Source organism: Actinomadura sp. NPDC048032 (assembly GCF_040653175.1).
Taxonomy (GTDB): domain Bacteria; phylum Actinomycetota; class Actinomycetes; order Streptosporangiales; family Streptosporangiaceae; genus Spirillospora; species Spirillospora verrucosospora.
The window spans coordinates 1-12,823 of record NZ_JBEZJP010000220.1 but is presented as its reverse complement, the minus strand read 5'-3'; the positions used below and the strand labels follow the sequence as shown (position 1 = coordinate 12,823).

The 12,823-nt window shown below is 74.8% G+C and carries 11 protein-coding genes; 9 read left to right on the top strand and 2 right to left on the bottom strand.

The window, feature by feature from the left end; all coding sequences use genetic code 11:
• The 4 genes from AB0C69_RS25560 to AB0C69_RS25545 all read left to right on the top strand — a co-directional run.
• On the top strand, nt 1-1,432 hold a 1,432-nt coding region (locus AB0C69_RS25560; protein WP_360357664.1), incomplete at its 5' end, for a lipid II flippase MurJ.
• The gene (locus tag AB0C69_RS25555; protein WP_360357662.1) at nt 1,425-2,618 is read left to right on the top strand and encodes a glycosyltransferase family 4 protein; all 1,194 of its coding nucleotides are present in this window, start codon (nt 1,425-1,427) and stop codon (nt 2,616-2,618) included. The genes AB0C69_RS25560 and AB0C69_RS25555, both read left to right, overlap by 8 nt.
• Nucleotides 2,619-2,845: 227 nt before the next feature.
• A complete protein-coding gene (locus AB0C69_RS25550) occupies nt 2,846-3,850 on the top strand; it encodes a TerC family protein (RefSeq protein ID WP_345184269.1) in 1,005 nt (334 codons plus the stop codon).
• A gap of 75 nt (nt 3,851-3,925) precedes the next feature.
• Nucleotides 3,926-6,121, top strand: coding sequence for an acyl-CoA dehydrogenase (locus AB0C69_RS25545; protein ID WP_360357660.1), 2,196 nt, complete (start codon nt 3,926-3,928; stop codon nt 6,119-6,121).
• Between the two features lie 191 nt (nt 6,122-6,312).
• Here the strand turns inward: AB0C69_RS25545 and AB0C69_RS25540 are convergent, their stop codons facing one another.
• A complete protein-coding gene (locus AB0C69_RS25540; protein WP_345184273.1) occupies nt 6,313-6,654 on the bottom strand; it encodes a hypothetical protein in 342 nt (113 codons plus the stop codon).
• 128 nt (nt 6,655-6,782) lie between these two features.
• On the opposite strand from AB0C69_RS25540, the gene AB0C69_RS25535 reads away from it, so the two are divergent.
• The 3 genes from AB0C69_RS25535 to AB0C69_RS25525 are packed head-to-tail and all read left to right on the top strand — an operon-like array spanning nt 6,783 to nt 9,482.
• Nucleotides 6,783-7,217 carry a hypothetical protein gene (locus AB0C69_RS25535; protein WP_360357658.1) on the top strand — a complete coding sequence of 145 codons (435 nt, stop codon included), beginning with the start codon at nt 6,783-6,785 and terminating at the stop codon, nt 7,215-7,217.
• Nucleotides 7,214-8,083: a MoxR family ATPase gene (locus AB0C69_RS25530; RefSeq protein ID WP_345184277.1), complete on the top strand. Its 870-nt coding sequence runs from the start codon at nt 7,214-7,216 to the stop codon at nt 8,081-8,083. Before AB0C69_RS25535 ends, AB0C69_RS25530 begins: the two co-directional genes overlap by 4 nt.
• 1 nt (nt 8,084) lies before the next feature.
• On the top strand, nt 8,085-9,482 hold the full coding sequence (locus tag AB0C69_RS25525; RefSeq protein ID WP_360357656.1) for a VWA domain-containing protein: 1,398 nt from the start codon (nt 8,085-8,087) through the stop codon (nt 9,480-9,482).
• Between the two features lie 6 nt (nt 9,483-9,488).
• Here AB0C69_RS25525 and AB0C69_RS25520 read toward each other — a convergent pair whose 3' ends face one another.
• Nucleotides 9,489-10,877, bottom strand: coding sequence for an MFS transporter (locus AB0C69_RS25520; protein ID WP_360357654.1), 1,389 nt, complete (start codon nt 10,875-10,877; stop codon nt 9,489-9,491).
• A 91-nt stretch (nt 10,878-10,968) separates the two neighbouring features.
• Here AB0C69_RS25520 and AB0C69_RS25515 point away from each other — a divergent pair, with 91 nt between their 5' ends.
• Together AB0C69_RS25515 and AB0C69_RS25510 are read left to right on the top strand one after the other, a co-directional pair.
• On the top strand, nt 10,969-11,463 hold the full coding sequence (locus tag AB0C69_RS25515; protein WP_345184284.1) for a helix-turn-helix domain-containing protein: 495 nt from the start codon (nt 10,969-10,971) through the stop codon (nt 11,461-11,463).
• Nucleotides 11,464-11,537: 74 nt separating this feature from the next.
• Nucleotides 11,538-12,823: adenylate/guanylate cyclase domain-containing protein (locus AB0C69_RS25510; protein ID WP_360357652.1), on the top strand; the 1,286-nt coding region annotated here is incomplete at its 3' end.

Here is a 12,823-nt window from a genome sequence, read left to right as displayed (position 1 = left end):
CGGCGCGCTCGCGAGCATGGTCGTGCCGGTGCTGGCCGGGCCCGCCGAGCGCGGCGACCGCGAGGAGGTCCGGCGGACCGGGTCGGCGCTGCTCACCTGGATCGTCGTGCTGATGGTGCCCCTGTCGGCGCTGATGGCGCTGTTCGCCCACCCCCTCATGGAGCTGGCGGTGGCCGAGAACCCGCAGGGATGCTCGCGGGGCGACGTCGTGCGGGTCGGCGGGGACATGCTGGCGATCCAGTCCGTGCAGATGGTGATGTACGGGATCGCGGTCGTGCTGTACGGGCTGCTGCAGTCGCACCGCCGGTTCGTCGCGCCCGCCCTCGCGCCGCTGGTGTCGAGCCTCGTGGTGATCGGCGCTTACGTCGTCTACGCGCCGCTCGGCCGGGGCTTCGAGAACGACCTGGCCGGGCTTCCGCTTGGGGCCGAGCTGACGCTGGCGATCGGCACGGCGCTCGGCGGCGTCGCGATGGCCGCCACGGCCGCGGTCGCCGCGTGGCGGCTGCGCCTGCGGCTGCGGCCCACCCTGCGCTTCCCGGACGGGGTGGCGCGGCGGGTGCGGCGGCTCGCGGCGGCCGGGATCGCGACGGTCGCGGCGCAGCAGCTGGCGACGCTGCTGATCGTCCGGCTCAGCTCGCAGGGGACCCGCGGCGCGCTCGCCAACTACCAGTACGCGTGGGCGATCTACCTGCTGCCGTGGGCCATCCTCGCGGTGCCGATCGCCACCAGCGCGTTCCCCCTGCTGTCGGCCCGGATGAGCGCCGCGGACCACGCCCGGTTCGACCAGGTCACCGCGTCCACCACCCGCGCGGTGATCCTGGTGTCGTGCCTGGGGGCCGCCGCGCTGGCCGCCGTCGCCGTCCCCGCGGCGGCGGTGTTCAACCCCGGCCACCCCGACCAGCAGGAGGTGCTGTCGCGCGCGGTGCTCGCGTTCGCGCCCGGCCTCCTCGGCTACGGGCTCGTCGCGCACCTCGGCCGCGTCCTGTACGCGTGCCACCGGGGACGGATGGGCGCGGCCGCCGTGGTCGCGGGCTGGGGCGTCGTCATGGTCGCGGAGGTCGCGCTGGTGCTGTCGGTCGACCGGCAGTGGGTCGTCGCGGCGCTCGGCGTCGGCAACGCCGTCGGCATGACCGTCGCCGGCGCCCTGCTGCTCGTGACGCTGGTGCGCGCGAGGGGCGCCGCGGCCGTGCGCGGCGTGCCGCGGGCCCTGGCCGCCGGGCTGCTCGGCGCCGCCGCGGGCGGCGCCGCCGGGTACGCGACGGCGGCGCTGCTCGGCCTCGGCGGGACGGGCCCGGCCGGGGAACTGCGCAACGTCGGGACCGGGGCGCTCGCCGCGCTGGCCGCCGGCGCCGTCTTCCTGATCATCGCATTCGTGATCGACGGCCGGGACCTGCGGGCCGTCCTCACCCGGAAGGTCACCCGCAATGTCTGACAGGCAGGATCTGGACGGGCTGCGCGTCGCGCTCGTCCTCGGCACCGCCGCCGGCGGCGTCGGCCGGCACGTCCGTTCCGTCGCCGACGGCCTGGTCGAGCGCGGCGCCCGCGTCGTGGTGTGCGGGCCCGCCGCCACCGACGAGCTGTTCGGGTTCGGCGCCGGGGGCGCGCGGTTCGCCGAGGTCGACCTCGCCGACCGGCCCCGCCCGGCGAGCGACGCCAGAGCCGTCGCCCGGCTGCGGCGGCTGCTGCGCGACGCCGACGTCGTCCACGCCCACGGCCTGCGCGCCGGGGCCCTCGCGGTGGCGGCGTGCGCGCGCGTCGTGCCGGGCCCGCTGCGCCTCGGCCGAGGCGGCCCGCCCCTGGTCGTCACGCTCCACAACGCCGTCATCGCCGGAGGCCGGACGGCCGCGGTCTACGGGCTGCTGGAACGCGTCGTCGCAAGCGGCGCCACCCGCGTCCTCGGCGTCTCGCCCGATCTGGAGGAGCGGATGCGGGCCCTCGGCGCCCGGTCGGTCGGGCACGCCGTCGTCCCGGCGCCCGCGCCGCAGGCGCCGCCCGGTCCCGCCGTCCGCGCCGACGTGCGGGCCGAGCTCGGCGTGGGGGAGCGGCCGCTGGTCGTCACCGTCGCCCGGCTCGCCGAGCAGAAGGGCCTGCCGACGCTGCTGGACGCTGCGGCGGCGTGGGCGGGACGGACCCCGCCGCCGCTCGTCGCGATCGCGGGCGACGGGCCGCTGGAGGGCGAGCTGCGCGCCCGGATCGATGCCGAGGACCTGCCGGTCCGGCTGCTCGGCCGCCGCTCCGACGTCGCCGGGCTGCTGGCCGCCTGCGATGTGGCGGTCGTGCCGAGCGTGTGGGAGGGGCAGCCGCTGGTCGTCCAGGAGATCCTGCGGGCGGGCCGGCCGCTGGTCGCGACCCGCGTCGGCGGGATCCCGGGGATGGTGGGCGCCGGGGAGCGGGGCGAGGACGCCGCGCTGCTGCAGGGGCCCGAGTCGGACGCGGCGCTGCTGGTGCCGCCGAACGACGCGGAGGCGCTCGGGCGCGCGGTGAGCCGCGTGCTGGACGATCCGGCGCTCGCGGCGCGGCTGGGCTCGGCCGCCGCCCGGCGGTCGGCGCTGATGCCCGGCGAGGACGACGCCGTCGACCAGCTGGCGGGGCTGTACCTGGAGCTGACCGGACCTTAGACGCGGTTTCCCGCGCTCGGGTTCGAAGACGGCGCCGAAAAATCGCGGGGGAGGGGAACCGCCCCGGAGCGGCCCGCGTTGAAGCAGGTAAGCGGAGGGGAGTATCCCCGCGCGCGGTTCTCGTCAGTACGGTCGGCCCATGCCGGCCCGGGTTCCGCGGCCCGTACCCGATCACAGGGCGGGAGAGACCTCCGGCGCTCGTCTCATGTCCGCCGGAGGTGTTCACGTTGTCGGTCTCACCCCTTGTCTGGGGCCTCACCATCGCGGCGATCCTTGCGATCATCGCCGCCGACCTGTTCCTGATCCACCGCAATGACACGCGGGAGTTCACCACCCGCCGCGCCGCCTTCTGGTCGGTGGTCTACATCGGTCTCGCCGTGCTCTTCGGCCTCGGCGTCTGGCTCTTCTCCGGCGGTGAGCACGCCGCGCAGTACTTCGGCGGCTTCGTCATGGAGAAGAGCCTCAGCGTCGACAACCTCTTCGTGTTCATGGTGATCCTCGCCAGGTTCGCCGTGCCCAAGCACGCCCAGCACACGGTGCTGATGGCGGGCATCGTGATCGCGCTGGTGCTGCGCGGCGCGTTCATCGCGGTCGGCGCCGCCGCCATCGCGACCTTCACCTGGGTGTTCTTCCTGTTCGGCGCGTTCCTCATCTGGACGGCGATCGGCCTGGTCCGCGGCGGCGACGAGGACGAGTTCAAGGAGAACGCGCTGCTGCGCTGGGCCAAGCGCGTCATCCCGACGTCGGACGAGTACGACGGCAGCCGGTTCCTCACCCGGCGGGGCGGGCGCCGGCTGGTCACCCCGATGGCCATCGTGATGATCGCGATCGGCTCGACCGACGTGCTGTTCGCGCTGGACTCCATCCCCGCGATCTTCGGGCTCACGACCGAGCCGTACCTGGTCTTCACCGCCAACGCGTTCGCGCTCATGGGCCTCGTCCAGCTGTACTTCCTGCTCGGCGGCCTCGCCGACCGCCTCGTCTACCTCGGGCACGGGCTGGCGTTCATCCTCGGGTTCATCGGCGTCAAGCTGATCCTGCACGCGCTGCACGAGTACGGCGCCGGCTGGGCCCCCGAGATCCCGATCTGGCTGTCGCTCGCCGTGATCGCCGGGACGCTGGCCGCCACCGCGGTGGCGAGCCTCGCCGCGGGCCGCAGGCCGTCCCGCGAGCCGCTCCCGGAGGCCGAGCCCGCCGCCGGGGCGGAGACCGGCGCGACACGCGAGAGCTGAGAGCGGACCGCGTCCCCCCATCATCCGAATGCTGTTCTAGAATCTCGGTCAAAAGGGTCGAGAGAGGGTTGACGCATGGCCATCGGGCTGACCGAGGAGCATGAGGCGCTCGCCGATTCGGTGCGCGGCTTCGCCGAGCGCAACATTCCGGCGACGGCCGTCCGGGCCGCGCTGGACGCGGAGGAGGAGACGAGGCCCGGGTTCTGGCCGGCCCTCGCCGAGCAGGGCCTGCTGGGCCTGCACCTGGACGAGGAGCACGGCGGGCAGGGCTTCGGCCTGCTGGAGCTGTCGGTCGTGCTGGAGGAGCTGGGCCGCGCGGCCTCGCCCGGCCCGTTCCTTCCGACCGTGCTCGCCAGCACGGTCATCGACGCCTCCAGCAACGCCAAGCTGCGAGCGGAGCTGCTCCCGGGCCTCGCCGACGGGTCGCGGACGGCCGCCGTCGCGCTGGACGGCGAGCTGACCGGCCGCCGCGAGGGCGACGCGCTCGTGGTGTCGGGGACGGCGGCCACGGTGCTCGGCGCCGCGCTCGCCGACGTGCTCGTGCTGCCCGTCGCCGTCGACGACGGCGAGCAGTGGGTCGCGCTGGACGCGGCCGACCTCGCCGTCACCCCGGTGCCGAGCCTGGACCGGGTCCGGCGCGTCGCCTCCGTCGAGGTCTCCGGCGCCTCCGTCGCCGCCGACCGCGTCCTGGACGGTCTCACCGCCGGCCGGGTCCGGGACCTGGCCGCCGCGCTGTTCGGCGCCGAGGCCGCGGGCCTGGCGGGGTGGCTGGTGACGACCGCCGCCGAGTACGCGAAGGTCCGTGAGCAGTTCGGCCGCCCGATCGGGCAGTTCCAGGGCGTCAAGCACAAGGCCGCCCGCAGCCTGATCGCCCTGGAGCAGGCCCGCGCCGCCGCCTGGGACGCCGCCCGCGCCCTGGACGAGGGCACGGAGGAGGCCGGGTTCGCCGCCGCCGTGGCGGCCGTCATCGCGGTGGACGCCGGGGTGCAGACCGCCCGCGACGCCATCCAGATCCTCGGCGGCATCGGCTTCACGTGGGAGCACGACGCCCACGTCTACCTGCGCCGCGCCCTGACGCTGCGGGCGCTGCTCGGCCCGTCCAAGGGCTGGGCCGCCGAGGTCGCCGCGCTCGCGCTGGACGGCGGGCGCCGCGAGGTCGTGCTGGAGCTGGACGAGGACGCCCAGCCGCTGCGCGAGCGGATCCGCGCCGAGATCGCCGAGCTGGCCGCGATCGAGGACAAGGACGCGCTGGCCGAGCGCCTCGGCGACGAGGGCTGGACCGTCCCGCACTTCCCCAGGCCGTGGGGGCGCGAGGCCGGGCCGGTCGAGCAGATCCTGATCCAGCAGGAGCTGCGGGCCGCCAAGGTCAGGACGCCGAATCTCGGGATCGGCGCCTGGCTGGTGCCCTCGCTCGTCCGCTACGGGACCGACGAGCAGAAGGAGCGGTTCCTGCGGCCGACGCTGCGCGGGAAGATCGTGTGGTGCCAGCTGTTCTCCGAGCCGGGCGCCGGCTCGGACCTGGCGTCCCTGTCGATGAAGGCCGAGCGGGTCGAGGGCGGCTGGAGGCTCACCGGCCAGAAGATCTGGACGTCGCTCGCCCAGCACGCCCAGTGGGGCTTCTGCATCGCCCGCACCGACCCCGCCGCGGCCAAGCATGACGGCATCACCTACTTCCTCGTCGACATGGCGTCCGAGGGCGTGGACGTCCGCCCGCTGCGGGAGCTGACCGGCGACGCCCTGTTCAACGAGGTCTTCCTGGACGGCGTCTTCGTCCCCGACGACCGGGTGGTGGGCGAGGTCAACCAGGGCTGGCAGGTCGCGCGCAACACCCTGTCCAACGAGCGGGTGTCGCTGTCGACCGGCGGCGGCCTCGGCATGGGCGTCCCCGAGCTGCTGCGGTTCTTCGCGAACCGGGAGCTGGACGCGGTCGCGGCCGCCGAGGTCGGCAGGCTCGTCGCCCAGGGCCAGTCGATCGACCTGCTCGGCCTGCGCACCACGCTCAAGCAGCTGAACGGCGTGGAGCCGGGCGCGGAGGCCAGCGTCCGCAAGCTGCTCGGCGTCCAGTTCAACCAGGACGTCGCCGACCACTGCTGGGCGGCGCAGGGCGCGGCCGCGGCCACCGAGGTCCCGATGGCCGAGAGCGGCATCGTGGGCCGCGCCATGCTGTTCAGCCGCGCGATGACGATCTACGGCGGCACCACCGAGGTGCAGCTCAACATCATCGGCGAACGCATCCTCGGCCTCCCCCGCGACCCCGAACCAGGCAAGTAACCCCACGACCACGACCCCCAGCCCCGGCCACGGGCAGGCGCGTGGAGCGAGCGCAGCGAGCGCAACGCGCCTGCCCGTCGAGCCGGGCGACCGGAGCGACACCGACCCACCCGCACGGGCACGACGAGCCGCACAATGGCGTGAGGATCGTCCGGCTCGTGACGGGGGTTCCAGGGGGTCGCCCCCCTGGGTCAGCGCGGCCGGAAGGTGTAGGTGAAGTTGACGATGACGATGCCGGCCAGGGCGATGAGGAGGCCGGGAAGGCCCGCGTTGACGACGGCGATCGCGCTGAGCGGGATCGCGGCGAGCAGCGACAGCACCGCCATGGCCAGGCTGTGGTCGCGGTCGCCGTGCCGCGGCTCGGGCGCCGGGGCGCGGCGGCGCGAGCGCGGCGCGGCGGCGCGGGCGTCGAGGGTCTCCTCGATGCGGTCGACGACCGTCTCGATGAAGGCGTCGTCATAGTCGGGCCCCAGCTCGCGCCGGGCCGCCATGGCCGCCGTGAGGTCGTCGCGCGGCAGTCGTGGGGTCGTCATGACACCGTTATAGGCGGGCGGGGAGGGCTGCCGCGTCACTCCCCGGTGCCATGTGGCGGCTACCCCTCAGGTGTGAGCGGACGCGCAGGTAGGATTCCGCTCTTGTCCCAGGAAATCCGGAGGTCCCCGTGACAGTGCGGGCCCGTTCGACCGCCCTCGCCGCCTGCGCCGCCGCGGCCGGGCTGGCCCTCGCGGGATGCGGCGGCGGTGAGAAGCAGGCCGCGGACGCCGCGCCGTCCGCTCCGCCCACCACGCTGGCGCCGCTGCCGGCGGTGCGGGCCGCCGACGTCAAGCCGCTGGTGGGACGCTGGGTCGGCGCGGCCAGGGACTACTTCCAGTTCAAGGCCGACGGCAGCGGCGTGTGGGTGCGGGGCCGGCAGAAGCTGTGGAGCGGTTCGGCCATCCCCGAGGGCGGCGGAAGGTACCGCTTCTCGTGGAACGGCGGCGACCCGAAGACCGCGTCCTACTGGGGCGTCGCGCTCAGCGAGGACAAGGCGTCGCTCGTGTTCGCCGGGACCAACCAGACCTACAAGAAGGCCGCCGCGCGGAAGGGCAAGGAATGACCGACGCGATGTTCGCCTCACCCGCCGACGCCGGGCGCAGGCTCGCCGGCGTCCGCTACCTCGCCGACGACGAGATCGCCACGACGGTGTTCCTGGCGCAGGCGCTCGGCAAGCCGCTGCTGGTGGAGGGGCCGGCGGGGGTCGGCAAGACGGAGCTGGCGAAGGCGGTGGCGGCGGCGACCGGCGCGGAGCTGATCCGCCTGCAGTGCTACGAGGGCCTGGACGAGGCCCGCGCGCTCTACGAGTTCAACTACAAGAAGCAGCTCCTCGCGATCCAGGCCGCGCCGGCCGACCGGGCCTGGCAGGAGACCCACGACGACATCTTCTCCGAGGAGTTCCTGCTGGAGCGGCCGCTGCTGGCGGCGATCCGCCGCAGCGACCCGACGGTCCTGCTCATCGACGAGGCGGACAAGGCCGACGTCGAGGTCGAGGGCATGCTGCTGGAGGTGCTGTCGGACTTCCAGGTGACGATCCCCGAGCTCGGGACGGTGGCGGCGGTCCGCCGCCCCTTCGTGCTGATCACCTCGAACGCGGCGAGGGAGCTGTCAGAGGCGCTCAAGCGTCGCTGCCTCTACCTGCACCTGGACTATCCGGCGCCCGACCGGGAGCGCGACATCGTCCTCGCGCAGGTGCCGGGCATCGAGGCGGAGCTGGCCGAGCAGCTCGTCCGCACCGTCGGCACGCTGCGCGACCTGGAGATCAAGAAGGCGCCGTCGATCGCGGAGACCGTCGACTGGGCCCGCACCCTGCTGGCCCTCGGCCTGGACGACCTGGACGAGGCCGCCGTGGGCCGCACCCTCGGCGTCGTCCTCAAGCACGCCTCCGACCAGGAGCGCGCCGCCAAGGAACTCGGGTTGAGCGGCTGACATGGCCTCACTCGTCGACCGGCACACCGGGTTCGTCGCGGAGCTGCGGCGGGCCGGGCTGCCGGTGTCGGTCGCCGAGGGGCTGGACGCGGTGCGCGCCGTGCGGGCCGTCGACCTGCTCGACCGGGAGTCGCTGCGCGCCGCGTACGCCGCGACGGTCGTCAAGCGGCCCCAGCACCGCGCGACGTTCGACACGCTCTTCGACCTGTGGTTCCCGGCGGCCGTCGGGGACGGCGCGGGAGCGGCGCCCGACCCCGAGCGCCCGGCGAGGACGGTCGACGACGAGGGCAGGCCCGTCCCCGCTGCGCTCGACCCGCGGGTGCAGCGGCGCAGGGAGGAGCTCGCCGACCTGCTCCTGTCCGGGGACGACGCCGGGTTGCGCCGGTTCGCCCGGCTGGCCGTCGCCGAGTACGGCCGGACGCCCGGGCAGGAGTCGTGGTTCTCCTCCGGCGTGATGAGCGCGCTGTCGCCGGAGACCCTGATGGCGCGGCTGCTGGAGTCGGTCCTGGCCGGGCGGGAGCGCGGCGGCATGGCCGAGCGCGTCGCGCGCCGGACGTTCCGCGACCGCATCTCCCGCTTCTCCGGCCTCGTCGCGGACGAGGTGCGGCGCCGCATCGCCGAGGACACCGGGGTCGAGCGGACCGCCCGCATCGCCGTGCGCCCCCCGCTGGAGCGGCTCGACTTCGCCGGCGCGACCCGCGCCGAGATGGAGGCGCTGCGCCGCGAGGTGTACCCGCTGGCGCGCAGGCTGGCGACCCGGCTCGTGCAGAAGCAGCGGCACGGGCGGCGGGGCCGGCTCGACTTCCGCCGGACGGTCCGCGCGTCCCTGTCCAGCGGGGGAGTGCCGCTCACCACCCACCACCGGCCGCGGCGCCCACACCGGCCCGAGCTGGTGGTGCTGTGCGACGCCAGCGACTCGGTGTCGGCGTTCGCGCACTTCACGCTGCTGCTGACGTTCGCGCTGCGGGAGCAGTTCACCAAGGTCCGCGCGTTCGCCTTCATCGACGCCACCGACGAGATCACCAAGTACTTCGCGCCGGGCGCGGACGTCACCGGCGCGATGACCCGCCTCGCCGCCGAGGCCGACCTCGTGTGGATCACGGGCCGGTCCAACTACGGCCACGCCTTCAAGGTGTTCGACGACAAGTACCGCGACGCCGTCACCCCGAGGACGTCCCTGCTGATCCTCGGCGACGCCCGGTCCAACTACGGGGAGCTGTCCCTGCCGATCGTGCGGTCGATGGCGGACCGGGCCCGGCACGCGTACTGGCTCAACCCGGAGCCGCGCTCCCAGTGGGACACCGGCGACTCGGCCGCGTCCCGCTACGGCGAGCTGGTCCCCATGTACGAGTGCCGGAACCTGACCCAGCTGGCCGCCTTCGTCGAGGAGCTCGCCTAGCCGGGTTCAGGAGGCCCGGTCGCGGATGACCAGGGCGAGGACGGCGTAGGCGAGCGCGGCGACCGCCGAGACGACCATCGCGACGTTCGTGCCGTGCGCCAGCGAGGCCGCGTCGTGCCCGAACCCCGTCGCGACGGCCCCGACGATCGCCACGCCCAGCGACGCCCCGATGTAGCGGGCGGTGTTGTTGGCGCCCGCCCCCATGCTGGCGCGGTCGGCGGGGACGCTCTCCACGGCGAGCCGGGCGAGCATCGCGTTGGTCAGGCCGCTCGCGACGCCGGCGGCGGCGAGGCCCGGCACGAGCCGCCACCAGTGCGCGTCCGGGGCCAGGGCCGCCAGCGCGAGCTCGCTGACGCCGGCGAGCGCGAACCCGGCGGCGAGCAGGCGCCGGACGGGCAGCCGCGCCGGGAGGCGGTGGGCCTGCAGGGCGACGACGAACGACAGCCCGGACCAGATCGCCAGCACCAGCGCCGCCGCGATCGCGGACAGGCCCATCACCAGGCTCATCATCGTCGCCAGGTAGGTCATGACCCCGATCACGGCGAGCCCGGTGACGAGCGCCCCCGTCACCGACAGCAGGAACGCCGGCCGCCGGAACAGGGCGAGCTCGACCATCGGCTCCCGCCGCCGCGACTCGACGAGGACGAACGCGGACAGCAGGACGGCCGCGGCGGCGAACAGCGCGAGCACGCCCGGGGACGTCCAGCCGGTGCGGCCCCAGGTGATCGCGGCCACCAGCGCCGCCACGCCGAGGCTCATCGTGGCCAGTCCCGGCACGTCCACGCCGCGCGGACGCTCGGCCCGCGACTCGGTGAGCGCGCGGGAGGCCGCCGCGGCGAGCGCCGCGGACGCGGCCACCGTGGCCCAGTACCACAGCCGCCAGCCGCCGGCGGAGGTCAGCCCGGCCGCGGCGATGGGGCCGAGCGCGATGCCGAGGCCGACCATCGCGCCCCACAGGCCGGTGGCCCGCGCCCGCCGGGGACCCGGCGGGAACGAGGCGCCGACGATGCCGAGTCCGGTCACCAGCAGCGCGGCGCTGGCCGCGCCCTGCGCGACGCGGCCCGCGATGAACACCGCGGCGTTGGGCGCGAGCGCGCACGCGACGCTGGAGACGGCGAGCGCCACCGCGCCGATCACGAACACGCGCCTGCGCCCGTGGTCGTCGGCGAGGCTGCCCGCGGCCAGCAGCGCCGCCGCGAGGCCGAGGCTGATCGAGCTCATCAGCCAGATCTGCGCGGTCGCCCCGGCGTGAAGCCCGCGGGCGGTGTCGGCCAGCGTCGCCGCGGGGGCGCAGTAGTTCATCAGGGCCAGGAGGGTGGCGGCGGCCGGCAGCGTCAGCGCGGCGGCGGTGCCGGGCGCGCTGCGCGCGGCGCGGGGGGTCGCCAGGGTCGTCATGCGGTCTCCAAGTTCATTGAACGAACTGAATGGGGTGACGGTAGCACGGCGGAGTTCAATCAATGAACCCCCGGGTGGGTACTGTGGTGGCATGGCACTCGGCAAGGACTACGCGGCGCAGGACTGCTCGCTGGCCCGCGCTCTGGAGGTCGTCGGGGAGCGCTGGACGCTGCTGATCGTCCGGGACGCCTTCTACGGCGTCCGCCGCTTCAGCGACTTCCTCGTCCACCTGGACATCCCCCGCGCCGTGCTGTCGGCGCGGTTGCAGTCGCTGGTCGACGCCGGCGTCCTCGTCAAGGACGGCCACGACTACGTGCTGACGGAGATGGGCAAGGAGCTGTGGCCCGTCGTCCACACCCTCGCCCGCTGGGCGGAGGACCACCTGTCCGCCGAGCCGTGCCGCGTCTTCGTCCACCTCGCCTGCGGCACCGAGATCGGCCCGGACGGGGGGTGCGCCGCGTGCGGGCGGCACGTCGCCCCGGACGAGCTGGAGATCCACGCCGGGCCCGGCGTCCGCCGCCGCACCGACCCGGTCAGCATGCTCCTGCGCAACCCGCACCGGCTGCTGGAGCCGATCCGCACCTGAGTGAGCGATCCCTCGCCGAGGTCGCTCGCCGGCGGTGGGGTCTGTGGGGATTCGACCAGATAATCTCCTCGCTCATGAACACCGAAAGGGCCGAGACCGCCCCCCGCGCCCGGTTTCGACCGGGCAGCGTGCTCGGCCCCCTGTGGCGGCTGATCGACGGCGGCCCGGACGACACCCGGGCCCAGATCGCCCACCGGGCCAGGGTCCTGGTGCGGATCTCCACCGCGCTGGCGAACCTCGGCGGCGCCCTGGTCGTGCTCGCGTTCGCGGTCGTCGTCCCCGACCCCGTCGGCGAGGTGTCCGAGCGGATCCGGCTCGTCAACCTGGTCGTCTTCACCCTCTACGTCACCGCCGCGGTGCCGGTCGGCCTCGTCCTCGGCGAACGGTTCTTCCGCCGCGTCCGGCGCATGGTCGAACGGCACGACGAACCCGACCGGCACGAGCGCTCCCTGCTGCTGTACGGGCCGCTGCGGCTGATGGCCCTGCACCTGACGCTGTGGGGGATCGGGACGGTCGGCTGGGTCGTCATCAACGCCCCCTTCTCGGGCCTGCTCGCCGTCAAGCTGGGTCTGACGAGCCTGCTCGGCGGCCTCACCACCTGCACGGTCGTCTACCTGCTGACGGAGCGGCTGCTGCGGCGCGCGGTGACGACCGCGCTGCGCAGCGAGATGCCGCGCCGGACCGGCCTGCCCGGCGTCGTCGCCCGTTCCGTGCTGGCCTGGGGCCTCGGCACGGCCGTCCCGATCCTCGGGCTGATGACCCTCACGATCGGGTCGTTCGTCATCGCCAGGATCACGGTGCGGGAGTTCGCCGTCGCCGTCCTCGCGCTCGGCGGCATCGCGCTGGTCGTCGGGCTCGGCGTCACCTACGGCGCCGCCCGCGCCATCGCCGACCCCGTCGAGTCGGTGCGGCTCGGCCTCGCCCGGATCGAGCGCGGCGACCTGGACGTCGAGGTCCCCGTCTACGACGCCAGCGAGGTCGGGCTGCTGCAGGCCGGGTTCAACCACATGGCGGCCGGGCTGCGCGAGCACGAGCGGCTGCGGGACCTGTTCGGCCGCCAGGTCGGCGCGGACGCCGCGCGCGTCGCGGTGGAGCGCGGCATCGACCTCGGCGGCGAGCTGCGCGAGGTCGCGGTGATCTTCGTGGACATCATCGGCTCCACCCGGCTCGCGGCCGACCGGCCGCCCGCCGAGGTCGTCCGGCTGCTGAACGACTTCTTCGCCGTGGTCGTCGAGGTGATCGGCGCGCACGGCGGCTGGATCAACAAGTTCGAGGGCGACGCCGCGCTGGCCATCTTCGGGGCGCCGCTCGCGCTGGACGGCGCGCCCGTCCGCGCGCTCGCCGCGTCCCGCGAGCTGGC

Excerpts from the sequence above, each read along its gene's own strand:
- AB0C69_RS25545 (WP_360357660.1), top strand. The coding sequence starts at position 3,926 with ATGGCCATCGGGCTGACCGAGGAGCATGAGGCGCTCGCCGATTCGGTG.
- AB0C69_RS25540 (WP_345184273.1), bottom strand. The coding sequence starts at position 6,654 with ATGACGACCCCACGACTGCCGCGCGACGACCTCACGGCGGCCATGGCG.
- AB0C69_RS25515 (WP_345184284.1), top strand. The coding sequence starts at position 10,969 with ATGGCACTCGGCAAGGACTACGCGGCGCAGGACTGCTCGCTGGCCCGC.
- AB0C69_RS25555 (WP_360357662.1), top strand. The coding sequence starts at position 1,425 with ATGTCTGACAGGCAGGATCTGGACGGGCTGCGCGTCGCGCTCGTCCTC.
- AB0C69_RS25520 (WP_360357654.1), bottom strand. The coding sequence starts at position 10,877 with ATGACGACCCTGGCGACCCCCCGCGCCGCGCGCAGCGCGCCCGGCACC.
- AB0C69_RS25525 (WP_360357656.1), top strand. The coding sequence starts at position 8,085 with ATGGCCTCACTCGTCGACCGGCACACCGGGTTCGTCGCGGAGCTGCGG.
- AB0C69_RS25530 (WP_345184277.1), top strand. The coding sequence starts at position 7,214 with ATGACCGACGCGATGTTCGCCTCACCCGCCGACGCCGGGCGCAGGCTC.